Genomic DNA, 22,922 nt, shown 5'->3' with positions numbered 1-22,922 from the left:
ATGGCCATGGCGCGTCCCATCGTCGGCATCACCACCTATCTCGAGGCCGCGCGCTGGGGCACGTGGGTTCGTGAGGCGGCGGTCTCGCCCCAGGCGTACGCGCGCGCGGTGGAGAAGGCGGGCGGCGCGCCCGTCCTGCTGCCGCCGCTGAGCCCCGTGTCCGCCGGCGACTACGTGCGCCGCCTGGACGCGGTCATCCTCGCCGGGGGCGTCGAGGTCGATCCGGCGCTGTACGGCGAGGTCCCGGCGGGCGAGCAGGACGACGACGGGCTCGGCGGCCCGCAGCCCCAGCGCGACCGGTTCGAGACCGCGCTGGCGCAGGCGGCGGTGGAGGCGGGCGTGCCGCTGCTGGCGATCTCGCGCGGCATGCACGTGCTCAACGTCGCCCAGGGCGGCACGCTGATCACGTCCCTGCGGGAGGCCGTGGGCCATGACCGCCACGAGACGGCCGCGCACGTGGTCACCGTCAGCGTGTCGAGCAGGGTCGGCAAGGCCGTGGGCGACCGCGCGGAGGTGACCGGCGCGCACCGCCGGGCCGTGCGGCGGCTCGGCACCGGCCTGATCGCCGTGGCGTGGGCGGACGACCAGATCGTCGAGGCCGTCGAACTCCAGGGGCACCGGTTCGCCGTCGGCGTGCAGTGGCACCCCGAGCGCGGCGCGGACAACCGCCTCTTCGAGGCCCTGGTGGACGCGGCCCGCCCCTGACCCGTACGGACCGGTGTCCGGGAGGCGGCGCGGGCGGCTCACCGGCCGGGAGCGCGCGCCGCGGCCGCCTCGGCGGTTGTGTCGGCGCGCGCTGTTACTGTGCGGGGCATGGCGTTGCATCCCCAGGCGGAGGCCTATCTCAAGCTGTTCCCCTCGGATCTCGGCGTCGACCCCGACTCCCTCACCCGTGAGCAGATCGCCGAGATGCGGTCCCTGGACGGGCTTGCCGAGCAGCGCGGGCCGAGGATCGGCCTGCCGGTGGTCAGGGACGAGACGGCGGCCGGGGTGCCGGTCCGGATCTACCGTCCTGAGCCGGGCGAGCATCCGCTGCCGACGCTCGTCTACTTTCACGGCGGCGGCTGGGTCTTCGGCAGCGTCGAGCGCAACGACGCCCTGGGCCGCGACCTCGCCCACAGGACTGGAGCGGTCGTCGTCTCGGTGGACTACCGCCTCGCGCCCGAGCACCCGTTTCCCGCGGCCGCCGAGGACGCCTTCGGCGTGGTCCGCGACGTGCACGCCCGTCCCGCGTTCTACGGCGCGGACACGCGCAGGGTGGCGGTCGTCGGCGACAGTGCCGGGGGCAACCTCGCGGCGGTGGCGGCCTGGCTGGCCAGGGACGCCGGGCTCCGCCTCGCCCACCAGGCGCTGATCTGCCCGGTCACCGACGTCGCCACCGACACGGCCAGCTACCGCGCGTACGGGAAGGGGTTCGGGCTCGACGCGGCGGAGATGAGGTGGTTCATCGAGCAGTACGCCGCCGGCGCCGACCCCCGCGACCCCCGTCTCGCGCCGCTCCACCTGCCGGACAAGTCGGGCCTGGCGCCCGCGACGGTGATCACGGCGGAGTGCGACCCGTTGTGCGACGAGGGCGCGGCCTACGCGCGGGCGCTCGCCGAGGCGGGCGTCCCCGTGGAGCACCGCAGCTTCGAGGGCGCGCTGCACGGCTTCCTCGGCCTGCCGGGGTTCTTCGACCAGGCGCTGGAGGGCCGCGACTACCTCGCCGCCAGGATCAGGGACGCGCTGGGAGTCGCGTCGTGAGGGAGTACGAGAAGCTGAAGGTCGACTGGGCGGCGGACGGCGTCCTGCGCGTCGTGATCAGCGAGCCGTCCCGGCGCAACGCCGTGGACCGCACGGGTCACCGCGAGCTGGCCGAGATCTGGCGCGACGTGGACCGCGACGACGACGTCAGGGCAGTGGTCGTGCGCGGTGAGGGCGAGGCGTTCTCGGCGGGCGGCGACCTGTCGATGATCGAGGAGATGACCCGCGACCACGCCACCCGCCTGGAGGTCTTCGCCGAGGCCCGCGGCATCGTCTACAACGTGCTCAACTGCTCGAAGCCGGTCGTCTCGGCGATCCAGGGCCCGGCGGTGGGGGCGGGGCTGGCCGTCGCGCTGCTGGCCGACGTCTCGGTGGCCGGGCGGACGGCCCGCATCATCGACGGCCACACCCGGCTCGGGGTCGCTGCGGGCGACCACGCGGCGATCATCTGGCCCCTGCTGTGCGGGATGGCCAAGGCCAAATACCACCTCCTCCTGTGCGAGCCGGTCACGGGCGAGCAGGCCGAGGCGATGGGGCTGGTGAGCCTGTGCGTCGACGACGACCAGGTCCACGACCGGGCGCTGGAGATCGCGACACGGCTGGCCGCCGGGTCGGCCGAGGCGATCCGGCTGACCAAGTACGCGCTGAACAACTGGCTGCGCATGGCCGGCCCGTCGTTCGACGCCTCGCTGGCCATGGAGTTCCTCGGCTTCACCGGCCCCGACGCCGCCGAGGGCGTGCTGGCCCTGCGCGAGAAGCGCCCGCCCCGCTTCCGGCCGGGGTCGGCCTGACGGCCCGGCCTCACTTAAGGTGCCGGGCGAAGAACCGGGCCCGTGTCGTCCCTTCAGGTCCTAACCGGCCAGTCGCCGGAGGAGGCCCTCCAGGTCGCGTTCGCCGTCGGGGGTCTGGGCGCCGTGGGCCAGTCCGTCGCGGATCAGCTGTGCGGCCGCAGGGCGAATGATCTGTCCCGTCCAGGCGTCGTTCTCCCGCAGGAGCCCCTCGGCCAGGTCCTCCGGCGGGATGGCGCGCTTGGCCGCCGCGATCACGCCCTCGGGCAGGGCGGCGATGTTGCGGGCGAGCCGGTCGACGACGTCGTCGAGTTCGTCGGCGGGGACGGCCCTGTTGACCCAGCCGTAGCGCTCCGCGGTCTTGGCGTCGTACAGGTCGGCACTCAGCACCGCCTCCAGCGCGCGGTTGCGGCCGACCCTGGTGGCGAGATACTGCGTGCCCCCTCCGCCGGGCACGATGCCCATGAGGGCTTCGATCTGGCCGATCCCGGCACGGCCGATCGCGGCGAAGGTCATGTCCGCGGAGGCGACGAACTCCGCCCCGCCGCCGCGCGCCATCCCGGCGAGCTTGATGATGGTCACCTGGGGCTGGTGCCGCAGCAGTTCCCCCAAAGCCTGGAAAACGTTGACACCATCCGGAAGGTCGTGCGCGAACTTGTCGAGCGCGTCCGGCGTGTCACCAAGCGACATGTCGACGTGGGCGATGAAGAACTCGGGATTGGCGCTGTCGAACACGATGACCCGAACCGAGTCGTCGTCCCGCAGCGCGGTCAGCAGGCGCCGGAGGTCGCCCATCAGGGCGACGTCCAAGACGTTGACGGGTGGATTGTCGAGGGTGACGCGGGCGATGCCGGCGTCGCGGCTCACCCGCAGGGTCGTGTAGGCGTCGTTCAATGGAGTGCCCGATCTGTATCTGGTGTGCACCTAGGTTCCCGATGCATACTTACGATGCGGTGGCGGGCGATCAGCCGTCAATAACGCACTTTCGGCATCTCAAGGATCGCGAAGGATACCGATATGGCCATTCCCGAAGTCGGCACCTCAGCGGACATCGTCTACCGGGCCGACTGCCCCAGCCGCCCCATCCTCGACCAGATCGCCGACAAGTGGTCGATGATGGTGATGGCGGTTCTCAACGAGCCCAGGCGGTTCAACGACATCAAGCGCCGCCTTGAGGGCGTCACCCAGCGCGTCCTGACCCAGACCCTGCGCCGCCTGGAGCGCAACGGGATGATCACGCGCCGCGTGCTCCCCACCTCGCCGGTCGGGGTCGAGTACTCACTCACGCCACTCGGCGAATCGCTGCGCGAGCCGTTCGGCCGGTTGTACGACTGGACGGTCGACAACGCGGACGAAATCCAAAGGCATCAAATGGAGTACGACCGACGCGTTCAGAGCTGAATCCGTCAGAGACGACTCAGCCGAATCGCTTGCGCAGCGATTCGAGGCCGGGGACGAAGACGCCCCGGGTGAGGATCTTGGCGACCTTCTCCGGGTCGTCGGCCTCGAAGCTCGCGTACCACTCCACGAACGCCTGTCCGGAGTCCGTCACCGGGGCGACCCGGCAGGTCGCGTGGTAGTCGCGCATGGGCAGCGGGGACTCGACGGCGGTGTACGTCAGCGTGCGCGCCTCGTCGTCGAGGGTCAGCAACCGCTCGCGGAACACCCCGCCCGCCCCCTCGGCCCGCCGCACGACCCCCGGGGCGAGCGGTGCGCCGTCCTCGATCTCGCAGGTGGCGACGCCTGGCAGCCACTCGTGGAGGTTGCCGAACTCGCGCACATACCCCCAGACGTCCCCGGCGTCCGCGCTGATCACCGTGCTGGCGTACGGACCGCGCATGTGTGACTCCCTTCCGCTGCCTCAGGTAACTGCCCCGCCGGGGCGGCGCGCAAGCGGCCGGAAGCGGTCAGAAGCTCCTGGGCAGGCCGAGCACCTGGGTGGCCAGGTAGTTGAGCAGCAGTTCCTCGGTCACCGGCGCGATCCGGCCGATCCTGGCGTCGGCCAGCAGTCGCGCGACGGGGTACTCCAGCGAGTACGCCATGCCCCCGTGGGTCTGGAACGCGGCGTCGGCGGCCTCCCACGCGGCCTGCGAGGCCGTCAGCTTGGCGATGTTGGCCTCCGTGCCGCAGGGCAGCCGGTTGTCGAACGACCAGGCCGCCTTGTACAGCATGAGCCTGGCCAGCTCGATCTTGGCCTTGACCTGCGCCAGCGGGAACGCGATGGCCTGGTTGGCCCCGATGGGCCGGCCGAAGACCTCCCGCTGCTTCGCGTAGTCCACACCCACCCGCAGCGCCACCTCGGCCCCGCCGAGAGCGCTGGCCGCCAGCAGGATGCGCTCGGGGTTCAGCACGTCCCACAGCACGGCCACTCCCCGGTCCACCTCGCCGACCACGCTGGAGGCGGGCAGCCGCAGGTCGTCGATGAAGACCATGTTGGAGGGCGTGGTGTTCGCGCCCATCTTGGGGATCGGCCGGTAGGACAGCCGCCCCTCCGCCACGGCCTCAGGGACGTTCACCAGGAACACCGTCAGCCCGTCGCTGCGCGGCCTGGCCTGCGCCGCCGGGATCGTCCGGGTGACGAGCAGCATCCAGGCGGCCCGCTGGACACCCGTGATCCAGATCTTCTGGCCGTTGACGACGAAGTCGTCGCCGTCCCTGCGGGCGAAGGTCGAGATCGCCAGGGAGTTGGACCCGGCGTCGGGCTCGGTCAGCGCGAAGCAGGTCTCGATCTCTCCGGTCGCCAGCTTCGGCAGCAGCGCGGCCTTCTGCTCGGCCGAGCCGTGCCTGGCCAGCGTGAGCGCCCCGAACCCCGGCGTCAGCACGTACATGAACGCGGAACCGCCGGCGGAGCCGGAGGCCGACAGGGTCTCGGTGGCCACGGCCAGCTCCAGCAGGCCCTGCCCGGCCCCGCCGTACTCCTCGGGTACGGCCAGGCCGAGCCAGCCGCCCTTGGCGAGCTCGGCCCACACCTCCTCGGGCCAGCGCTTCTCCGATTCGCAGCGCTGCCAGTAGTCCATGTCGTACCGCGAGCAGATGTCCGCGATGCCCCGGCGCACCGCCTGCGCGCTCTCCGGCAGCGTGAAGTCCATGCCCGCCACTCTAGAACGCCGTTCGGCGGGCTGCGAGATCACCGGCGGGGGCGGCGCGCGTGGTAGACGAAGGCGGGCGGCAGGTTCCGCCACACCGTGCGCCCGGCCACCACCTCCTCGAACGCCTCGCCCAGCCTGCGGCGGAACCGCAGGGCCGCGGGCAGGGCCCGGGCGTGGACGTAGGAGACGTCGTGAACGCGCCCCCGGGCGCGGAGCGAGGCGACCACGGCCCGCAGCAGGTCCGCCTGGTGGGCGGGGGGGAACGCCGCCCAGGGCAGCCCGCTCACGATCACGTCGGCGGCGGCCACGCCCCGGGCGGCGAGCAGCTCGGGCAGCCGTGCGGCGTTGTCGACCACGAGCTCGACCCCCGGGTAGCGGGCGCCGAGGTGGCCGGCCAGCCGCGGATTGATCTCGACCGCCAGGTGCCGCCCCCGCCCGCCGATGCGGCGCTGGATCTCGGCGGTGAAGGGACCGGTGCCCGGCCCCAGCTCGACCACGACGGGGTCGCCGCGCTCCGGCACCGGCACGCACACCGCCTCCGACAACCGCCGTGAACTGGGCGCGACCGCCCCGGTCACGGCGGGGGAACGCAGGAACTGCCCGAAGAAGATCGCTGTTTCGTTGGCCATGTGGTGACGCTAGGGCCGCGCGACCGCCCGGACGCCCGCCGTCCGGACCGACCCGGCGGCCGGGTGGATCATCGCGTACGGCCCTTGGGCGGGCGGGTCCGGCCAGAAGGAGGAGAAGCGTCCTCCCGACGGAGGACCGGCCTCCGGGCGGGCGGGCGGTAGCGTTCCCCTCATGCGGTGGCCCTCGACGCGCCGGCTCGTCACTCAGCGTCCCTTCACTAACAGGCTCTTCGCGCTCCCGCGCGGCACGGCCCTCGACATCGGCCTGGCGTTGTGCGGGACCGGGCTCGACGTGCTCGTCAGCGCCGGTTCCTGGAGTGGCGGGAGCGGCCCGGCCCCGGTATGGGTGGGGATGGGCTTCGCCCTGCTGGCCGGGCTGCCGATGGGCCTGGTGCGCCGATGGCCCGGCCCGGTGGCCGTCTACCTGTCCGTGCTGCTGGTGGTCTGCGACCAGATCGGCGCGTTCACCGTCAACACCCTGCAGGTCCTGCTGCCGATCTCGGTGGGCGTGCTGGCCCGGTCGCGCGGCTGGGGCTGGACGGCGCCGGCGGCCGTGCTCGCCTCCGCCGCGACCGCCGTGAACCTCGCCGACCCCGGCATCGCCCTCACGAGAAACACCTGGTTCTACTCCGTCGGCCTGATCGCGGCTCCGGTGCTGGTCGGCCGCTACCTGCGCGGCCAGGAGGGACGCCGCAAGGAGGACCCCGCGCCGCTGCTCGACGTGCTGCTCGCCGGCGGCGGGGTGGCGCTGTCGGTGCTGACCACCTGGCCGTACTGGCACGGCGGCGAGCCGCCCGTGTGGGCGGTTGCGCTCGGGGTGATGCTCGCGGGGCTCGCGCTCGGCGTCGTGCGGCACCTGCCCGGCGCGGTGCTGCTGCTGGAGAGCTCGCGCTGATCGTGGCCGACCAGTACGTCCCGAGGACCGGCAACAGCCTGCAACTGCTCGCCCTGGTGGCGCTCGGCGTGTTCGCGACCCGCGCCACCTGGCCGTGGGTCGCCGCGGCGTACGCCCTGACCTGCTCGGTCGCCGCGATCGTGGTCGTGGACGACCCCGGCGACGTCACCCCGTTCCGGGTGGTGGCGCTGATGACGATGGTGACCGCGCCCGTGGCGATCGGCCGGTACGCCGGCGTGCGGCAGGCCCAGGCCAGGCACGCCGCCGAACTGGCCGCGGAGCGGGCCAGGGCGGGCCGGCTCGCGGAGCGGGAGCGGATCGCCCGCGAGGTCCACGACATCGTGGCCCACCACGTGGGGGCGATGGTGCTGCGGGCGAGCGCGGCGCAGTACGCGGGGCCGACGGCCCGGCCGCCGAGGCGCTGGCCGACATCAGGGACACCGGCCACCGCGTGCTGGAGGACCTGCGCGGACTGCTGGCCGTGCTGCGCGACCCGGACGAGGCGCTGGGCTCCGATCTCATGCTCGCGAACATGCTGGCCGACCCCGGCGACGTGCTGCGCGACGCCGTGTCCCGGATGTCGGCGGCAGGCCTTCGGGTGGACCTGCGTCTCGCGCCCGAGGCGGAACGGGCCCCGCTGGTGGTGCGGGCGTCGGCGGCGAGGATCGTCCAGGAAGGGCTGACGAACGTGCTCAAACACGCCGGGCCGGGAGCCCGCGCGGAGGTCGATGTGGCGATGCGCCCGGACGCGCTCACGGTCGAGGTGCGCAACGGCCCCGGCACGTCCCGTCCCCCGGACGTGCTGCCGTCCCACGGCCAGGGCATCGCGGGCATGCGGGAACGGGCCCGCGCCTTCGGCGGGCACATCACCGCGGGCCCGGCCGAGGGCGGCGGCTGGCGGCTGACCGCTTCGCTGCCGGTCCCGCGTGAGAGCCGGTCGGAGTGCCGCGTGGCGGGGAGGTTCGCGTGATCCGCGTCGTGGTCGCCGACGACCAGGCCCTGGTGCGGGCGGGCGTCCGGATGATGCTGGAGGCGGCCGGCGACATGGAGGTGTGCGGGGAGGCCGCCGACGGGGCCGAGGCCGTGCGGCTGGCCGAGCGGCACCGCCCCGACGTGGTGCTGATGGACCTGCGGATGCCGCGCGTCGACGGCCTGGAGGCCACCCGCAGGATCCTCTCCGCCCAGCCGTCCGCCCGGATCGTCGTGCTCACCACGTTCTCCGAGGACGAGAACCTCTACGCCGCGCTGGGCGCGGGCGCGCTCGGGTTCCTGGTCAAGGACGACCCGCCCGCCCGGATGGTCGAATCCGTACGGCGGGCCGCGACGGGGGAGTCCCCGCTCGCGCCGTCGGTGCTGCGGCGCGTCGTCGAACGGGCCCTGGCGGCCGAGCGGCAGGCGGTGCCGCTCCCGCCCGGCCTCACCGAGCGTGAGGCGCAGGTGCTCACGCTGGTCGGGGTGGGCCTGTCCAACGCCGAGATCGCCGACCGGCTGCACGTGGGGGTCACGACGGTCAAGAGCCACGTCGCCGCGCTCATCGAGAAGCTGGGGCTGCGCAACCGCACCCAGGCGGCGGTGATGGCGCACCGATTCGGATTGGTCGACAACGGATTCAACCCCGTGGCTCCTGCCCGGAGCGACCGGGAGAGCGGCGCCTCCGGCTCCTACCGCCACCCGTGACGCCGGTTTAAGCGCCCGTTCAGCCGATCCCCAGATCGTCCAAAGTGGACGCCAAGAGGGCCCTCCTAGTGTCTGTGCCCGGTGCCCGACCGGGTGCCTTCACATCGAGAACCACGCCGTCCTCGGACGGCGGGAGGGATCACAATGTCCAAGATCAGGATCGACGACATCGCGGCGGCCGGGCCGGAGCTCGACGAGGGAGACCTCCGTCTCGTCAACGGCGGCCGGAAGTTCGAGTGGTCGAGCCACGTCATCACCCCGGACGGCAGCGTCGACGCCAAGGACCTCGACTTCTGAGCGACCGCTTCTGAGCGACCGCTTCCGAGTGACCGCGCGGGGCGCCCTTCCGGCGCCCGCGCCCGACCAGGAAGCCGGATCAGGAAGCCAGATCAGGAAGCCAGACGAGGAAGAACGAGGGATGTCCGGCGAGATACTCATCCTCACGATCGACGGAGACCTCCATGCGGAGCACGTGGCCCGTCTGCTGGCCGCGCGGGGGGCGAAAGCCGTCGTCTTCGACCCGGCCGACTATCCGGTCCGCGCGGTGCTCGACGCGGCTTACCACCGAGACGGGCGGGTGCGACGGCGGCTGCGCACGGAGACGGCGGACGTCGATCTCGACCATCTGACGGCGGTGTGGTTCCGCCGGCCCCAGGCTCCCGTCGCGCATCCCGAGATCGCCGACCCGGTGGCACGTGCCCACATCGAGCAGGAGTGCGCGGTGTTCGCCGGGGACCTGTGGGAGCAGCTCGACTGCCGCATGGTCCCCGCGCCCAGGGAACGGGTCAGGCTGGCCCAGCGCAAGTCGTCCCAGCTGCTCCTGGCCGGTCGTCTCGGATTCGAGCTGCCGGACACGCTGATCACCAACGACCCCGACGAGTTCCTGGACTTCTACAACCGGCACCAGGGCCGCATCATCACCAAGCCCTTGGGTGTTCCCACGAGCGTCCGCGCCGACGGGGAGGGCGTGGCCCGGATGTCGGAGCCGGTGTCCACCCGGGATGCGGCGTACGCGGACGCGATCAGGTTCGGCCCGGTCGTCATGCAGGAATACGTGCCCAAGCGGGTCGAACTGCGGGTGACCGTTGTGGAGCGGGCCGTCTTCGCGGCGGAGATCCACTCGCAGGAGAGCAATCACACGAGGCTCGACTGGCGCCGCTACGACCCGGGCAGCACGCGCCATGAGGTGCACGAGCTGCCCTCGGAGGTGGCCGAGCGCTGCACGCGGATCGTGCGGCGGCTCGGCCTGCGCTACGGAGCGATCGATCTCATCCTGACCCCCGACGGGCGTTACGTCTTCCTCGAAGTCAACCCCAGTGGCCAGTGGCTCTGGATCGAGAAGGCCACGGGCCTGCCGATCGGCGCGGCGTTGTGTGATCTGTTGATGTACGGCACGGTCGGAGAGGAGACCGCGCATGTTGCCGGACGCCCTTGAAACCCTCCGCGGCCTGGACGGCCTCGACCCGTCCGAGGCCCAGGAGCGCCTGCGGGAGTTGCGGGAGCGCCATCCCGGCGTGCGCTTCCGCCTGCTGTGGCAGCGGGAGGACTACGACGACTCGCTCCACTACGACCTCCTGATCAAACGGCCGGGGGAGGGGACCGTCTCGCTGTCCTGGTGCCCCGACCGCGCCCTGCCCTGGCCCCTGCGGGGCGTGCAGCGGGCCGGCGAGATGCTGCTGCTACGGATCGACGGAGTCGGGGTCAAGGTGGTCGACGCGGTCGCCTGGCTCGACTTCCTGTGGGACGAGGCCCGGCTGGTGGACCGGATCGTCGCCGCCGCCCTCGTCCAGGCCGAGATGGAGGAGGCGCCGGTCGAGCTGTCCGACGACGAGATCCAGGAGGCGGTGGACGCGTTCCGGCGCGCCCGGGGACTGCTCACCGCGGAACGGACGCGCGAGTGGATGGACCGCCGCTCTCTCACCCTGGTGGACCTCCAGGAACTGGTCGCGGGGGAGGTGGCCGCCGCCCGCGTCCGCGAGCGGGTGACGGCCGGACGGGTCGAGCCGTACTTCGAGGAGCACCGGGAGGAGTTCGCGACGGCCCGGGTCGCCCGCCTCACCTTCTCCGACTCGGAGACGGCCCGGCGGGCGGCGGCCGAGATCGACGCCGGAGCGGGCTTCTTCGGGCTGGCGGAGCGGACGCGCGGCGCCCGGCTGGTCGTCGAGGACGTGCCCGCGGCCGAGATCGGCACCGCCCGCCCCGGCGACGTCGTCTCGCCCGCCCCGGACGTCCTGCTCAAGGTGATCTCCGTGGCCGGCGCCGAGCTCGACGCGGACACGCGCCGCCGTGTCGAACGGCGGGTCTTCGACCTGTGGATCGATGAACGCCGCCGTTCCGCGAAGATCGAATGGTTCTGGGGAACCACGGCGCGGACCGGCACGCTGTGAACCGGCAGATCTTCCGCGCCGAGGCGCTGCGCCGCCATGCCGCCCCGCCGCCCGCCGCGGCCGGCGTCAAGGAGGTCGGCGACCGTACGCTCGTCCTGCTCTGGTGCGCGGTCGCGGTGCTCACCGCGGGGCTGGCCGTCCTCACCGCTCTGGTCCTGAGGGGTGGCGGGTGAGACGGGTCCCGGTCTTTCTGCAGAACTCGGCGACCGAGTGCGGCGCGGCCTGCCTGGCGATGATCCTGTCCTTCCACGGCCACCGCACCACCGCGCAGGAGGTCGCCGACCACCTCCAGGTGGGCAGGGACGGCCTGAGCGCGCTGGCCATCGTCCGCGCCGCGCGGGAGTTCGGCCTGAACGCCAAGGCGTTCTCTCTGGAGCCGGCCGATCTCGGGCGAGTGCCCATGCCCGCGATCGTCCACTGGGAGTTCCAGCACTTCGTGGTGGTGGAGCGGTGGACGCCCGACCATGTGGACATCGTGGACCCCGGCCAGGGACGCAGGCGGCTCACGCCCGCCGAGTTCGACGCCGGCTTCACCGGCGTGCTGCTTGCGTTCGAGCCCGAGCCGGGGTTCCGCCGCGTACGGTCCAGCGCCGCGCGGGCGTGGCGGCGCGACTTCCTGCGCGCGCTGGTGTTCCGCAGGAAGGGCCTGCTCGCCCAGGTGCTCGCGGCCTCGGTGCTGCTCCAGGTGCTCGGCCTGGGGCTCGCGACGGCGTTCCAGATCGTCGTCGACCGGATCCTCCCGCGCGGGGACTCGGGGCTTCTCACGCTCCTCGGCGTGGCCGTGCTGGTCGCCGTGGTCACCCAGTTCGCGGTGGGCTACCTGCGTTCGGTGCTGCTCGTCGCGCTCCGCTCGCGCACCGACGGGGAGGTGACGCGGAACCTGGTGTCGCACCTTGTCGCACTGCCGTACCGGTACTTCGCGGTGCGCGGCAAGGGCGACCTGGTGAACCGATCGAACAGCGTCATCGCCCTGCGCGAGACGCTGACCGGGCAGATTCTCTCGTCGTTGCTCGACGGGCCGCTCGCCCTGGTCTACCTGCTGCTCGTCTTCGCCCGGGACCCGGTCTTCGGCGGCTTCCTCGCGCTGCTCGCCGGAGGGCAGGCCGCCCTCCTGCTCGGCACCGCCCGCCGGGTGGGCGACCTGACCAGGCGCGAGCTGGCCGCTCTGGCCGTCACGCAGGGCCGGCTGATGGAGGCCGTCGGCGGCATCGAGACGCTCAAGGCGTCCGGGGGCCGAGCCGCGGGCGATGCAGCGCTGGTCGGACCTGTTCGCCCGGCAACTCGACGCCGACGTGCGGGGAGGGCTCGTCCGGGGGCTCATCGAGGCGGTGCTCGGGGCGGTGCGCTATCTCGCGCCGCTGGGGCTGCTGTGGGTCGGCGCGTGGCGGGTGCTCGACGGGTCGCTGAGCCTCGGGACGCTGCTCGCGCTGAACGCCCTGGCCACCGCCGCGCTCACCCCGATCGGCTCGCTGATGACCAGCCTGCGCAGCCTTCAGCAGGCCGGGGCGCACTTCGACCGGCTGTCGGACATCCTCGCCTCCGAGCCCGAGCCGTCCACGGGGATCGAGGTGCTGCGGCTGCGCGGCGGCATCGAGCTGCGCGGGGTGGGTTTCCGCCACGACCCGCGCGGCCCGTGGACGCTGCGCGACGTCTCACTGGTCGTACGGCCCGGGCAGAAGGTCGCGCTGGTCGGTCCCTCTGGGTCGGGCAAGAGCACGCTCGCCCGCCTCCTGCTCGCCCTGTACCAGCCGACGGCCGGGGAGATCCGGTACGACGGCGTTCCCGCGGCGGAGCTCAACCCGCGATCGCTGCGCCGCCAGTTCGGCGTGGTCACCCAGGAGCCGTCGCTGTTCACCGGGACGATCCGCGAGAACATCGCGCTCAACTTCCCCGAGGCCGGCATGGACCGGATCGCCGAGGCGGCCCGGCTCGCGGGCCTGCACGACGAGATCATGGCGATGCCGATGGGTTACGAGACGATCCTGGTCGAGGGCGGCGGCCTGTCGGGCGGACAGCGCCAGCGGCTCGCCCTGGCCCGCGCGCTGCTGCCCCGCCCCAAGGTGCTGCTGCTCGACGAGGCGACCAGCAACCTGGACAGCGCGACCGAGGCCGGCATCGAGGCCCGGCTGTCCCGCCTGACGCAGACCCGCATCGTGATCGCGCACCGGCTGAGCACGGTGCGGGACGCCGACCTGATCCTGGTCGTCGAGCGGGGCATGGTGGTGGAGCGGGGCACCCACGAGGAGCTGCTGGCCCTGGGCGGGCGCTACACCCGGCTCGTCGCCGCGCAAACGGCCTGAGGCCGCGCACCCGCGGCCGGGCCGCGGTGACGGCGCACCGGTTCGGCGTGGTCGACAACGGGGCCGACCCCGTGGCTCCTGCCCGGAGCGACCGGGAGAGCGGCATGTAGGGTCTGGGGCGTGAACGCTGCCGAGGACCGGATCTGGACGGTGCCCAACCTGCTGAGCGCCCTGCGGCTGCTCGGCGTCCCCGTCTTCCTCTGGCTCGTGCTGGGTCCCCACGCCGACGGGTGGGCCATCGCGCTCCTGGCGCTCGCGGGCTTCAGCGACTGGCTCGACGGCAAGCTCGCCCGCGCCTGGAACCAGATCAGCAGACTGGGCCGGCTCATCGACCCGCTCGCCGACCGGCTCTACATCCTCGCCACCCTGATCGGCCTGGTGCTGCGGGGCGCCGTCCCCTGGTGGCTGGCGCTCGCGGTGCCGCTGCGCGACGTGCTGCTGCTGTGGATGCCGCCCGTGCTGCGGCGGCACGGCTACGGTCCGGCGCTGCCCGTCCACTTCCTCGGCAAGGCCGGCACCGCCGCCCTGATGTACGCGTTCCCGCTGCTGTTCCTCGCCTCTCACGAGGGGTGGTACGCCGAGATTGCCGCGATCTTCGGATGGGCCTTCGCCATCTGGGGAACTGGTCTGTATTGGTGGGCGGGGGTGTTGTATGTCGTACAGGTGCGCCAGCTAACGAAGGGGTGACCCGTGAAGGCCGTCGTCATGGCGGGCGGGGAGGGGACACGGCTGCGGCCGATGACCGCGAACCAGCCCAAACCCCTGCTCCCCATCATCAACCGGCCGATCATGGAACACGTGCTCCGGCTGCTGAAGCGGCACGGGTTCACCGAGACCGTGGTGACCGTGCAGTTCCTGGCCGCGCTGATCCGCAACTACTTCGGCGACGGCGACGAGCTGGGCATGACCCTCCACTACGCCACCGAGGAGGTCCCCCTCGGGACGGCCGGCAGCGTGAAGAACGCCGCAGACAAGCTCCGTGACGACCGCTTCCTGGTCATCTCCGGCGACGCGCTCACCGACATCGACCTGACCGACATGCTCCGCTTCCACCGCGAGAACCGGGCGCTGGTCACCATCGGGCTCAAGCGCGTGCCCAACCCGCTGGAGTTCGGGATCATCATCGTGGACGAGAGCGGCCGCATCCAGCGCTTCCTGGAGAAGCCCACCTGGGGCCAGGTGTTCTCCGACACGGTCAACACCGGCATCTACATCATGGAGCCGTCGGTCCTCGACGAGATCGCCCCCGGCCAGTCGGTCGACTGGTCGTCCGACATCTTCCCGAAGATGCTCGAACGGGGGTGCCGGCTGTTCGGCTACGTGGCCGAGGGCTACTGGGAGGACGTCGGCACGCACGAGAGCTACCTCAAGGCCCAGGCCGACGTGCTGGAGGGCAAGGTCAAGGTCGACTTCGACGCGTTCGAGCTGGCCCCCGGCGTGTGGGCCGCCGAGGGCGCCTCGGTGGACCCCGAGGCCGTGCTCAAGGGCCCCCTCTACATCGGCGACTACGCCAAGGTCGAGGCCGGCGCCGAACTGCGGGAGTACACCGTGCTCGGCAGCAACGCCGTCGTCAAGGAGGGCGCGTTCCTGCACCGCGCCGTGGTGAGCGACAACGTGTACGTCGGCCCGGCCGCCCACCTGCGCGGCTGCGTGATCGGCAAGAACACCGACGTGATGACCGGCGCCAGGATCGAGGAGAACGCCGTCGTCGGCGACGAGTGCGTCATCGAGGCCGAGGCGTACGTCTCCTCAGGCGTGAAGATCTACCCCTTCAAGACGATCGAGGCGGGCACGGTCGTCAACACCAGCGTCATCTGGGAGTCGCGCGGCCAGCGCAGCCTGTTCGGCCCCCGCGGGGTCTCCGGGCTGGTCAACGTCGAGATCACCCCGGAGCTGTGCGTACGGCTGGCCAGCGCGTACGCCACGACGCTGCGCAAGGGCGACACGGTCGTCACCTCCCGCGACGCCTCGCGCGCGGCGCGGGCACTCAAGCGGGCGGTGATCAGCGCGCTGAACTCCAGCGCGATCAACGTGGTCGACCTGGAGGCCGCCGCCCTGCCGGTCGCCAGGTTCAACACCTCGCGCGAGAACGTCAGGGGCGGCATCGCCCTGCGCACCACGGCGGGCGACCCCCAGAGCGTCGACATCGTGTTCATGGACGAGACGGGGGCCGACCTGTCCCAGGCGGCCCAGCGCAAGCTGGAGCGGGTCTTCTCCCGGCAGGAGTACCGGCGCGCCTTCCCCGGCGAGATCGCCGAGCTGACCTTCCCCGCCCGCGCCGTGGACACCTACGCCCGGGAGTTGCTGGCCTGCATCGACATGTCCGGGGTGAAGGACACCGAGATGAAGGTCGTGGTCGACTGCGCGGGCGGCACCTCCTCGCTCGTGCTGCCGAGCCTGCTGGGCCGGGCCGGGGTCGACGTGCTCACCGTGAACAACCGCCTCGACGACGCCTCGCCGACCGAGACGCTCGCCGAGCGCCGCCGCGACCTGCAGCGCCTGGCGGAGCTGGTGGCCTCGGCGAGGGCCGCCTTCGGCGTACGGTTCGACCCGGTGGGGGAGCGCGTCTCCCTGGTGGACGAGATGGGCCAGCTGATCAGCGAGGAGCGGGCGCTGCTCGTCGTGCTCGACCTGGTGGCGGCCGAGCGCCGGGGCGGCCGGGTGGCCCTGCCGGTCACCACGACCCGGGTGGCGGAGATGGTCTGCCGATTCCACGGCGTGCAGGTCGACTGGACGGCCACGAGCCTCGACACGCTGACCCGGGCGGCCAGGCACCCTGACACGATCTTCGCCGGCGACGGGAGGGGCGGCTTCATCGTCCCGGAGTTCGCGCCCACCGTGGACGGCCTGGCGGTGTTCCTGCGCCTGCTCGGCCTCGTGGCGCGCACGCGGCTGTCGCTCAGCCAGATCGACGCCCGCATCCCGGAGGCCAAGCTGCTCAAGCGGACCGTTCCCACGCCCTGGGCGCACAAGGGGGCCGTGATGCGCTCGGTCGTCGAGGCGGCCGAGGGCCACCGTCTGGACACCACCGACGGCGTCCGCGTCGTGGAGGACGACGGGAGCTGGGCCCTCGTCCTGCCCGACCCCGCCGAGGCCGTCACCCACCTGTGGGCCGAGGGCCACGACATGGACACCGCCCAGGCCCTCCTGGAGCGCTGGGCCCACGTCGTCGAACAAGCCGCCGGCGCCCACTGATATCCCTTCGGATACGGCGCGCAACCGTCCCGCGAAGCGGCTACCCCATTGCGAGGTTTACGGCGCGCAACCGTCACGCGAGGGGCGCGGCCGCGACTGGACTGAGGAGCGCCCGGAGCGAGGAACGAGCGAGGACGCGACGAGGGCTGTGCTCATGGCGCGCCTCCGGCACGACGCGTGGCCTTTGGGCGCCCCGAGCCGCGCGAGCGGAGCGAGCGCAATCAAACACTGTGTGGCGGGATGGACCTTGAACCTCCGCTGGCTGTAGCGTTGGTCAGTCCACGCCCAGCCGCGGTCTTGACCTTTGTGCCTGATCAGCGTAAGTTGCGGCATTCGCAGTTTGAGCTAGTCCTAGAGCAAGTCGTGAGAGAGGCCGAGCCGTTCGATGCCCAGCGTCTACTGCACGCAGTGCGGTCATGCCAACCCCGAGGATGCCCGTTTCTGTTCACGATGCGGTTCGCCGCTGAGCGCTCCGGCGCCCGTCGCAGCCGACACGACCTCGACGATCTCACTCGAGGCGCTTGAGGCGGAGACGGGCCAGACGCTTCTGCCGGACAGAGCCGCCGTCGAGCAGCTGCCGCCTGGCACGGCTCTTCTGGTGGTCATGCGGGGTCCGAACGCGGGCAGCCGATTTCTGCTCGACAGCGACCTCACTACGGCGGGTCGCCACCCGGAAAGCGACATTTTCCTGGACGATGTGACCGTGTCCAGGAGGCACGTGGAGTTCTACCGGCGCGGCGGCCAGTTCACCGTGCGGGACGTGGGCAGCCTCAACGGCACCTACGTCAACCGGGAGCGCATCGAGGAGTCCCCGTTGCAGGGCGGCGACGAGGTGCAGATCGGCAAGTTCCGGCTGGTGTTCCTCACGCGTGGTCCCGGAGGGCTGTGATCGGTGAGGAGGAGGAGTCATGAGCGCGCAGGCCGTACGGGCGTTCATGAGCATCGGGGAGGTGCTCGCCCTGCTGCAGGGCGAGTTCCCGGACGTGACCGTCTCCAAGATCCGGTTTCTGGAGGGTGAGGGGCTGATCGAGCCCCAGCGGAGCCCGTCGGGGTACCGCAAGTTCACCTACAACGATGTCGAGCGCCTGCGGTACATCCTGCGTGCGCAGCGTGACCAGTACCTGCCGCTCCGGGTGATCAAGGATCAGCTGGACGAGCAGGCGGCCCGCCCGCACGCGGTGTCCGACGGCGCTCCGCCCGTGCGCCTCAGCCGGGAGGAGCTCATCGAGGCCGCCGGCATCGACGAGGAGACCCTGGCCGAGATGGAGAGTTTCGGCCTGGTCGCTCCCGTCGCGCGCCGGTACGACGGGGAGGCGCTGGAGGTCGCGCGCAGCGTGGGGGCGCTGGCGCGCTTCGGCCTGCAGGCGCGGCACCTGCGGGCGATCCGCGCCGCGGTGGAGCGGGAGGCCGGTCTGATCGAGCAGGCGGTGGCCCCGCTGCTGCGGCGCAAGGCGCCGGGGGCGATCGCGGAGGCGGACGAGACCGCCAGGGAGATCTCCGGACTTCTCCAGGAACTGCACAATGCGTTACTGCGTGGGAGTGTTCGCGGCGTTCTGGGGCGGTGACCGGCACATCCGCACCTCCGTGGGTGTTACGTTGAATGCCTGGTGATATGCCGCGACGCTTGAGACGGAGCCGCCCGTGTTGCAGATGGAGGTCGTGGGGGTTCGCGTTGAGATGCCCACCAACCAGCCGATCGTTCTCCTGAAGGAGACGAGCGGTGATCGGTATCTGCCGATCTGGATAGGCATGACCGAGGCGACCGCTATCGCGTTGGCCCAGGCGGAGGAGCCGCCGCCCCGGCCGCTGACCCACGACTTGTTCCGTGACGTTCTTGAGGCCTTGGGGGTGCGGTTGCGCACCGTCAACATCGTCGCGCTCCGCGATGGAATCTTCTTCGCCGATCTGGTCTTCTCCAACGGCGTGGAGGTCAGCGCCCGTCCTTCGGACTCGATCGCGCTGGCGTTGCGTACGGGTGCGACGATCTACGCGAGTGAGGACGTGATCCAGGAGGCGGGCGTGAGCATGCCCGACGACCAGGAAGACGAAGTGGAAAAGTTCCGCGAGTTCCTGGACAAAATCACACCGGAAGACTTCGGCCGGGCGGGCTGACGTGCCGGACGATTTCGGGAGATTACGCTTCACGACGCGCCGGACGGGGTCGTTGACTGACGATGGCCCCGGTCCTACGGTGCAAGGGAAACCACGGTTGTAATTCACGAACCCCCAGATCAGACCGTGGGATGAGAGAAAGCCGGAGGTCCGCAGTGGCGGTCAGCAGCGGCGAGGGTAAGTCGGCCGGCCAGCACGACCCGGTTCGGCAGGCGGCGCGCGAGCGCGCCGGCGAACAGGGTCTGCTGTTCGACGAGCAGCCGACGGCGCTGCCTCAGGGCATCGGATACCGCGGGCCCACGGCGTGCGCGGCGGCCGGGATCACCTACCGGCAGCTCGACTACTGGGCCCGGACCGAACTGGTGCTCCCGACGATAAGGGCCGCCCAGGGATCCGGGTCCCAGCGACTGTACAGCTTCCGCGACATCCTCGTCCTGAAGGTCGTCAAACGTCTTCTGGACACCGGGGTCTCCCTCCAGCAGATACGCACCGCCGTACGGCATCTGCGCGACCGCGGCGTCAACGACCTGGCCCAGATCACTTTGATGAGCGACGGCGTGAGCGTCTACGAGTGCACGAGCGCCGACGAGGTGATCGACCTGCTGCAGGGCGGCCAGGGCGTGTTCGGCATCGCGCTCGGGCGGGTCTGGCGGGAGGTCGAGGGATCGCTGGCCGAGCTTCCGGGTGAGCGCGCGGAGGCCGCTCCGGATGCGGAGGGGGGACCATCCGGCGGACGAGCTGGCCCGTCGAAGAAAAGGCCCGCAGGACCGGCTGAGCGGATGCCCGGCGAGCGCTGGGCCGGGATCAGACCGACCAGGAACGGCAGGGCGAACCATCGGATCGCGCCCGCGCCGCGGTCTCGGCGCCGATCTCGTGCGGGGTGCGAGCCGGGCGATCCGGGGTAGCCGGTAGAGTGGGACACGGCCGACGACCTCGTGCGGGAGAGACCCCTGGCCTTCAGGGGCGCCGAAGGAGCAAACCTCCCCGGAATCTCTCAGGCACCCGTACCGCACGGACGAGGCGACTCTGAAAAGCAGGCCCGCCGGCCAGGCGGCGCCTCACCGAAGGGGAAAGCCGGGCTCGACGGCCCGGTGAAGCTCTCAGGTCCGATGACAGAGGGGGAGACCGCTTCACGACCGGCCGCGCCACCGCAGGCGCCGGGCGGTCGCCGCAGGTCTCGACCCGCCCAGGAGGCCCCTGTCATGAGCGACCGGTCCACACTTCGCGATCTTTCCGCCCCGCCCTTCGCCACCCGTCATATCGGCCCCTCCGAGGGCGACCGCGCCCGGATGCTGGAGGTGGTCGGCTACGAGTCGGTGGCCGACCTGCTCGCCGTGGCCGTGCCCGAGGCGATCCGCACGCGCGGTCCGCTGAACCTGCCCGAGGCGGTGGGGGAGGCCGAGGCCCTGGCCGAACTGCGCGCCCTCGCCGGCCGCAACCGGGTGCTGACCCCGATGATCGGCCTCGGGTACTACGACACGATCACCCCGGGTGTCGTCCTGCGCAACGTGCTGGAGAACCCCGGCTGGTACACCGCGTACACGCCCTACCAGCCGGAGATCTCGCAGGGGCGGCTGGAGGCGCTGCTGAACTTCCAGACGGTCGTGTCGGACCTCACCGGCCTCGACGTCGCCGGCGCGTCCCTGCTCGACGAGGCGACGGCCGCGGCCGAGGCGATGACGCTGGCCCGGCGGGCGAGCAAGGCGAAGACCGACGTGTTCGTGGTGGACGCCGACGCGCTGCCGCAGACCAAGGCCGTGCTGGCGACCCGCGCCGAGCCGCTCGGCATCACGCTGGTGGAGTCGGACCTCGCCGGTGAGCTGCCCGAGTGCTTCGGCGTCCTCGTGCAGTATCCGGGCGCGAGCGGCCGGGCGGCGTCCTTCCGCGCGGTCGCCGAGCGGGCGCACGCCCAGGGGGCGCTGCTGGTGGCCGCGGCCGACCTGCTGGCGCTGACCCTGCTGGAGGCCCCGGGCGAGCAGGGCGCCGACATCGCCGTCGGCTCCTCCCAGCGCTTCGGGGTCCCGCTGGGCTACGGCGGCCCCCACGCGGCGTACATGGCCGTACGCGAGGGCCTGCAGCGGCAGATGCCGGGCCGCCTGGTCGGGGTCTCGGTGGACGCCGACGGCCGCACGGCCTACCGGCTGGCTCTGCAGACCCGCGAGCAGCACATCCGGCGGGAGAAGGCCACCAGCAACATCTGCACCGCGCAGGTGCTGCTCGCCGTGATGGCGTCGATGTACGCCGTATACCACGGCCCGGAGGGCCTCAGGAGGATCGCCCAGAGGGTGCACCGCCACGCGGCCGTTCTCGCCGCCGGGCTGCGCGAGGGCGGCGTGGAGGTCGTCCACGACGAGTTCTTCGACACCGTGCTCGCCCGCGTTCCCGGGCGGGCCGCCCAGGTCGTGGCCGCCGCCGCGGAGCGGGGCGTGAACCTGCGCCTGGCCGGAGACGACCACGTCGGCGTCGCCTGCGACGAGAAGACCACCACGGAGCACCTGCGGGCGGTCTGGGCGGCGTTCGGCGCGTCCGAACTCGTGGTCGAGGACCTCGACCGGGTGACCTCCGACGCGCTCCCGGCCGACCTGCAGCGGACCTCGGACTTCCTCACCCACCCGGTGTTCCACTCCCACCGGTCCGAGACGGCCATGCTGCGCTACCTGCGGCGCCTGCAGGACAAGGACATCGCGCTCGACCGCTCGATGATCCCGCTGGGCTCCTGCACGATGAAGCTCAACGCGACCACCGAGATGGAGCCGGTCACCTGGCCGGAGTTCGCCTCGATCCACCCGTTCGCGCCGGCGGAGCAGGCCGAGGGGTACGCCGAGTTGATCGCGACGCTGGAGGGCTGGCTGGCCGAGGTCACCGGCTACGACCGGGTGTCGATCCAGCCGAACGCGGGCTCCCAGGGCGAGTTCGCCGGGCTGCTGGCGATCAGGTCCTACCACCGCTCCAGGGGCGAGGACGGGCGCGACGTGTGCCTGATCCCGTCCTCCGCGCACGGCACCAACGCCGCCAGCGCCGTCATGGCGGGCATGCGGGTGGTCGTGGTGGCCTGTGACCCGAACGGCAACGTCGACCTGGCCGATCTCGCCGCCAAGATCGACAAGCACCGCGACGCGCTCGCCGCGATCATGGTGACCTACCCGTCCACCCACGGGGTGTACGAGGAGACGATCGTCGAGATCTGCGAGCGGGTCCACGAGGCCGGCGGGCAGGTCTACGTCGACGGGGCCAACCTCAACGCGCTGGTGGGCCTGGCCAAGCTGGGCGAGTTCGGCGCGGACGTCTCCCACCTGAACCTGCACAAGACCTTCTGCATCCCGCACGGCGGCGGCGGCCCCGGTGTCGGTCCGGTAGCGGTCAAGGCCCACCTCGCCGACCACCTGCCGGCACACGTGTCGGCCGCGCCGTACGGCTCGGCGGGCATTCTGCCGATCTCCTGGGCGTACGTCAGGATGATGGGCGCCGACGGGCTGCGCCAGGCCACCGAGCAGGCGATCCTGTCGGCCAACTACCTGGCCCGGCGGCTGGCGCCGCACTACCCGGTGCTGTACACCGGCCGGGACGGCCTGGTCGCCCACGAGTGCATCGTCGACCTGCGCCAGATCACCAAGGAGACCGGCGTCACGGTCGACGACGTGGCCAAGCGGCTGATCGACTACGGCTTCCACGCGCCCACGATGTCGTTCCCCGTCGCCGGGACGCTCATGATCGAGCCGACCGAGAGCGAGGACCTGGCCGAGCTCGACCGCTTCGCCGACGCGATGATCGCCATCCGGGAAGAGATCGCCAAGGTGGCGTCGGGCGAGTACGACAAGACCGACAACCCGCTCCGCAACGCCCCGCACACGGCCGAGTGCCTGACCGCCGACGAGTGGACCCACCCGTACTCGCGGGCGGTGGCCGCCTACCCGGTGCCCGGCCTGCGGGACGACAAGTACTGGTCGCCGGTGCGCCGCATCGACCAGGCGTACGGCGACCGCAACCTGGTCTGCTCCTGCCCGCCCCTCGAGGCGTACGAGGACTGATCAGTTGAGTATGTCGGCCCCGCCCGGCGGCCGGTCTCGTTAAGATCGCGGTGATCGTTTCTCATCACCTGCGACCATG

Annotated in this window: 23 protein-coding genes, 2 pseudogenes and 1 riboswitch; of the genes and pseudogenes, 21 read left to right on the top strand and 4 right to left on the bottom strand. The window is 71.9% G+C overall.

The genetic code is table 11. The features are described 5' to 3' along the window. The first annotated feature begins 6 nt into the window (after positions 1–6). The 3 genes from B1L11_RS08270 to B1L11_RS08255 all read left to right on the top strand — a co-directional run bounded on the left by B1L11_RS08270 (position 7) and on the right by B1L11_RS08255 (position 2,534). The gene (locus B1L11_RS08270) at positions 7–705 is read left to right on the top strand and encodes a gamma-glutamyl-gamma-aminobutyrate hydrolase family protein (RefSeq protein ID WP_079313927.1); all 699 of its coding nucleotides are present in this window, start codon (positions 7–9) and stop codon (positions 703–705) included. A 108-nt stretch (positions 706–813) separates the two neighbouring features. Continuing rightward, positions 814–1,743, top strand: coding sequence for an alpha/beta hydrolase (locus B1L11_RS08260; protein ID WP_079313925.1), 930 nt, complete (start codon positions 814–816; stop codon positions 1,741–1,743). Next, on the top strand, positions 1,740–2,534 hold the full coding sequence (locus tag B1L11_RS08255) for an enoyl-CoA hydratase/isomerase family protein (RefSeq protein WP_079313924.1): 795 nt from the start codon (positions 1,740–1,742) through the stop codon (positions 2,532–2,534). The genes B1L11_RS08260 and B1L11_RS08255 overlap by 4 nt, the downstream gene beginning before the upstream one ends. Positions 2,535–2,594: 60 nt before the next feature. Here B1L11_RS08255 and B1L11_RS08250 read toward each other — a convergent pair whose 3' ends face one another. Continuing rightward, positions 2,595–3,455, bottom strand: coding sequence for an enoyl-CoA hydratase/isomerase family protein (locus tag B1L11_RS08250; protein WP_218670964.1), 861 nt, complete (start codon positions 3,453–3,455; stop codon positions 2,595–2,597). 93 nt (positions 3,456–3,548) lie between these two features. Here B1L11_RS08250 and B1L11_RS08245 point away from each other — a divergent pair, with 93 nt between their 5' ends. Further along, complete coding sequence (locus tag B1L11_RS08245) at positions 3,549–3,932, top strand: helix-turn-helix domain-containing protein (RefSeq protein ID WP_079313922.1); 384 nt, start codon at positions 3,549–3,551, stop codon at positions 3,930–3,932. 16 nt (positions 3,933–3,948) lie between these two features. Here the strand turns inward: B1L11_RS08245 and B1L11_RS08240 are convergent, their stop codons facing one another. The 3 genes from B1L11_RS08240 to B1L11_RS08230 form a co-directional block, all read right to left on the bottom strand. After that, entirely contained in the window at positions 3,949–4,371 is a 423-nt protein-coding gene (locus B1L11_RS08240) for an SRPBCC family protein (protein ID WP_079313921.1), read from the bottom strand. 67 nt (positions 4,372–4,438) lie between these two features. Then, the gene (locus tag B1L11_RS08235; RefSeq protein ID WP_079313920.1) at positions 4,439–5,620 is read right to left on the bottom strand and encodes an acyl-CoA dehydrogenase family protein; all 1,182 of its coding nucleotides are present in this window, start codon (positions 5,618–5,620) and stop codon (positions 4,439–4,441) included. 38 nt (positions 5,621–5,658) lie between these two features. After that, positions 5,659–6,249 (bottom strand): class I SAM-dependent methyltransferase, encoded by a 591-nt coding sequence (locus B1L11_RS08230; protein WP_079313919.1) that lies wholly within the window; start codon positions 6,247–6,249, stop codon positions 5,659–5,661. 172 nt (positions 6,250–6,421) lie between these two features. Between B1L11_RS08230 and B1L11_RS50085 the strand changes: the two genes are divergently transcribed. The 17 genes and pseudogenes from B1L11_RS50085 to gcvP all read left to right on the top strand — a co-directional run bounded on the left by B1L11_RS50085 (position 6,422) and on the right by gcvP (position 22,843). Continuing rightward, positions 6,422–7,144 (top strand): hypothetical protein, encoded by a 723-nt coding sequence (locus B1L11_RS50085; RefSeq protein ID WP_256862336.1) that lies wholly within the window; start codon positions 6,422–6,424, stop codon positions 7,142–7,144. A gap of 2 nt (positions 7,145–7,146) precedes the next feature. Then, the gene (locus B1L11_RS50080) at positions 7,147–7,827 is read left to right on the top strand and encodes a histidine kinase dimerization/phosphoacceptor domain-containing protein (RefSeq protein ID WP_256862335.1); all 681 of its coding nucleotides are present in this window, start codon (positions 7,147–7,149) and stop codon (positions 7,825–7,827) included. A gap of 5 nt (positions 7,828–7,832) precedes the next feature. After that, the gene (locus B1L11_RS50075) at positions 7,833–8,114 is read left to right on the top strand and encodes a sensor histidine kinase (RefSeq protein WP_256862334.1); all 282 of its coding nucleotides are present in this window, start codon (positions 7,833–7,835) and stop codon (positions 8,112–8,114) included. Next, positions 8,111–8,821, top strand: a complete 711-nt coding sequence (locus B1L11_RS08220) for a response regulator transcription factor (RefSeq protein ID WP_079313918.1) — start codon at positions 8,111–8,113, stop codon at positions 8,819–8,821. The genes B1L11_RS50075 and B1L11_RS08220 overlap by 4 nt, the downstream gene beginning before the upstream one ends. A 144-nt stretch (positions 8,822–8,965) precedes the next feature. Then, positions 8,966–9,118, top strand: a complete 153-nt coding sequence (locus B1L11_RS44940; RefSeq protein ID WP_143737104.1) for a putative ATP-grasp target RiPP — start codon at positions 8,966–8,968, stop codon at positions 9,116–9,118. A gap of 121 nt (positions 9,119–9,239) precedes the next feature. Next, the gene (locus B1L11_RS08215) at positions 9,240–10,256 is read left to right on the top strand and encodes an MvdC/MvdD family ATP grasp protein (protein ID WP_079313917.1); all 1,017 of its coding nucleotides are present in this window, start codon (positions 9,240–9,242) and stop codon (positions 10,254–10,256) included. Next, entirely contained in the window at positions 10,237–11,208 is a 972-nt protein-coding gene (locus B1L11_RS08210; protein WP_079313916.1) for a TIGR04500 family putative peptide maturation system protein, read from the top strand. The genes B1L11_RS08215 and B1L11_RS08210 overlap by 20 nt, the downstream gene beginning before the upstream one ends. Then, positions 11,205–11,381, top strand: coding sequence for a hypothetical protein (locus B1L11_RS50070; protein WP_179155037.1), 177 nt, complete (start codon positions 11,205–11,207; stop codon positions 11,379–11,381). Before B1L11_RS08210 ends, B1L11_RS50070 begins: the two co-directional genes overlap by 4 nt. Positions 11,382–11,440: 59 nt before the next feature. Beyond that, a pseudogene (locus tag B1L11_RS50065) lies at positions 11,441–12,373 on the top strand (cysteine peptidase family C39 domain-containing protein); the annotation flags it as partial. Positions 12,374–12,455: 82 nt separating this feature from the next. Then, on the top strand, positions 12,456–13,508 hold the full coding sequence (locus tag B1L11_RS50060) for a peptidase domain-containing ABC transporter (protein WP_256862333.1): 1,053 nt from the start codon (positions 12,456–12,458) through the stop codon (positions 13,506–13,508). 120 nt (positions 13,509–13,628) lie between these two features. Further along, positions 13,629–14,195, top strand: a complete 567-nt coding sequence (locus B1L11_RS08200) for a CDP-alcohol phosphatidyltransferase family protein (protein WP_079313915.1) — start codon at positions 13,629–13,631, stop codon at positions 14,193–14,195. Between the two features lie 3 nt (positions 14,196–14,198). Continuing rightward, positions 14,199–16,703, top strand: a complete 2,505-nt coding sequence (locus B1L11_RS08195; protein WP_079313914.1) for a mannose-1-phosphate guanyltransferase — start codon at positions 14,199–14,201, stop codon at positions 16,701–16,703. Between the two features lie 385 nt (positions 16,704–17,088). Further along, positions 17,089–17,592 (top strand): FHA domain-containing protein, encoded by a 504-nt coding sequence (locus B1L11_RS08190; protein WP_079313913.1) that lies wholly within the window; start codon positions 17,089–17,091, stop codon positions 17,590–17,592. A gap of 19 nt (positions 17,593–17,611) precedes the next feature. Beyond that, positions 17,612–18,268, top strand: coding sequence for a MerR family transcriptional regulator (locus B1L11_RS08185; RefSeq protein ID WP_079313912.1), 657 nt, complete (start codon positions 17,612–17,614; stop codon positions 18,266–18,268). A gap of 76 nt (positions 18,269–18,344) precedes the next feature. After that, the gene (locus B1L11_RS08180; RefSeq protein WP_139577972.1) at positions 18,345–18,815 is read left to right on the top strand and encodes a bifunctional nuclease family protein; all 471 of its coding nucleotides are present in this window, start codon (positions 18,345–18,347) and stop codon (positions 18,813–18,815) included. A gap of 155 nt (positions 18,816–18,970) precedes the next feature. Further along, positions 18,971–19,590: pseudogene (locus B1L11_RS08175) on the top strand (MerR family transcriptional regulator). Between the two features lie 153 nt (positions 19,591–19,743). After that, positions 19,744–19,835: riboswitch (glycine riboswitch) on the top strand. Between the two features lie 182 nt (positions 19,836–20,017). Continuing rightward, complete coding sequence (gene gcvP, locus B1L11_RS08170; RefSeq protein WP_079313911.1) at positions 20,018–22,843, top strand: aminomethyl-transferring glycine dehydrogenase; 2,826 nt, start codon at positions 20,018–20,020, stop codon at positions 22,841–22,843. The last annotated feature ends 79 nt before the right edge of the window (positions 22,844–22,922 follow it).

It is taken from the genome of Microbispora sp. GKU 823, assembly GCF_002027145.1.
Classification (GTDB): Bacteria; Actinomycetota; Actinomycetes; order Streptosporangiales; family Streptosporangiaceae; genus Microbispora; species Microbispora siamensis.
This window is presented reverse-complemented; position numbering and strand designations above follow the sequence as displayed.

Excerpts from the sequence above, each read along its gene's own strand:
- B1L11_RS08270 (WP_079313927.1), top strand. The coding sequence starts at position 7 with ATGGCGCGTCCCATCGTCGGCATCACCACCTATCTCGAGGCCGCGCGC.
- B1L11_RS08260 (WP_079313925.1), top strand. The coding sequence starts at position 814 with ATGGCGTTGCATCCCCAGGCGGAGGCCTATCTCAAGCTGTTCCCCTCG.
- B1L11_RS08245 (WP_079313922.1), top strand. The coding sequence starts at position 3,549 with ATGGCCATTCCCGAAGTCGGCACCTCAGCGGACATCGTCTACCGGGCC.
- B1L11_RS08240 (WP_079313921.1), bottom strand. The coding sequence starts at position 4,371 with ATGCGCGGTCCGTACGCCAGCACGGTGATCAGCGCGGACGCCGGGGAC.
- B1L11_RS08235 (WP_079313920.1), bottom strand. The coding sequence starts at position 5,620 with ATGGACTTCACGCTGCCGGAGAGCGCGCAGGCGGTGCGCCGGGGCATC.
- B1L11_RS08230 (WP_079313919.1), bottom strand. The coding sequence starts at position 6,249 with ATGGCCAACGAAACAGCGATCTTCTTCGGGCAGTTCCTGCGTTCCCCC.
- B1L11_RS50085 (WP_256862336.1), top strand. The coding sequence starts at position 6,422 with ATGCGGTGGCCCTCGACGCGCCGGCTCGTCACTCAGCGTCCCTTCACT.
- B1L11_RS44940 (WP_143737104.1), top strand. The coding sequence starts at position 8,966 with ATGTCCAAGATCAGGATCGACGACATCGCGGCGGCCGGGCCGGAGCTC.
- B1L11_RS08215 (WP_079313917.1), top strand. The coding sequence starts at position 9,240 with ATGTCCGGCGAGATACTCATCCTCACGATCGACGGAGACCTCCATGCG.
- B1L11_RS08210 (WP_079313916.1), top strand. The coding sequence starts at position 10,237 with ATGTTGCCGGACGCCCTTGAAACCCTCCGCGGCCTGGACGGCCTCGAC.
- B1L11_RS50060 (WP_256862333.1), top strand. The coding sequence starts at position 12,456 with ATGCAGCGCTGGTCGGACCTGTTCGCCCGGCAACTCGACGCCGACGTG.
- B1L11_RS08190 (WP_079313913.1), top strand. The coding sequence starts at position 17,089 with ATGCCCAGCGTCTACTGCACGCAGTGCGGTCATGCCAACCCCGAGGAT.
- B1L11_RS08185 (WP_079313912.1), top strand. The coding sequence starts at position 17,612 with ATGAGCGCGCAGGCCGTACGGGCGTTCATGAGCATCGGGGAGGTGCTC.
- gcvP (WP_079313911.1), top strand. The coding sequence starts at position 20,018 with ATGAGCGACCGGTCCACACTTCGCGATCTTTCCGCCCCGCCCTTCGCC.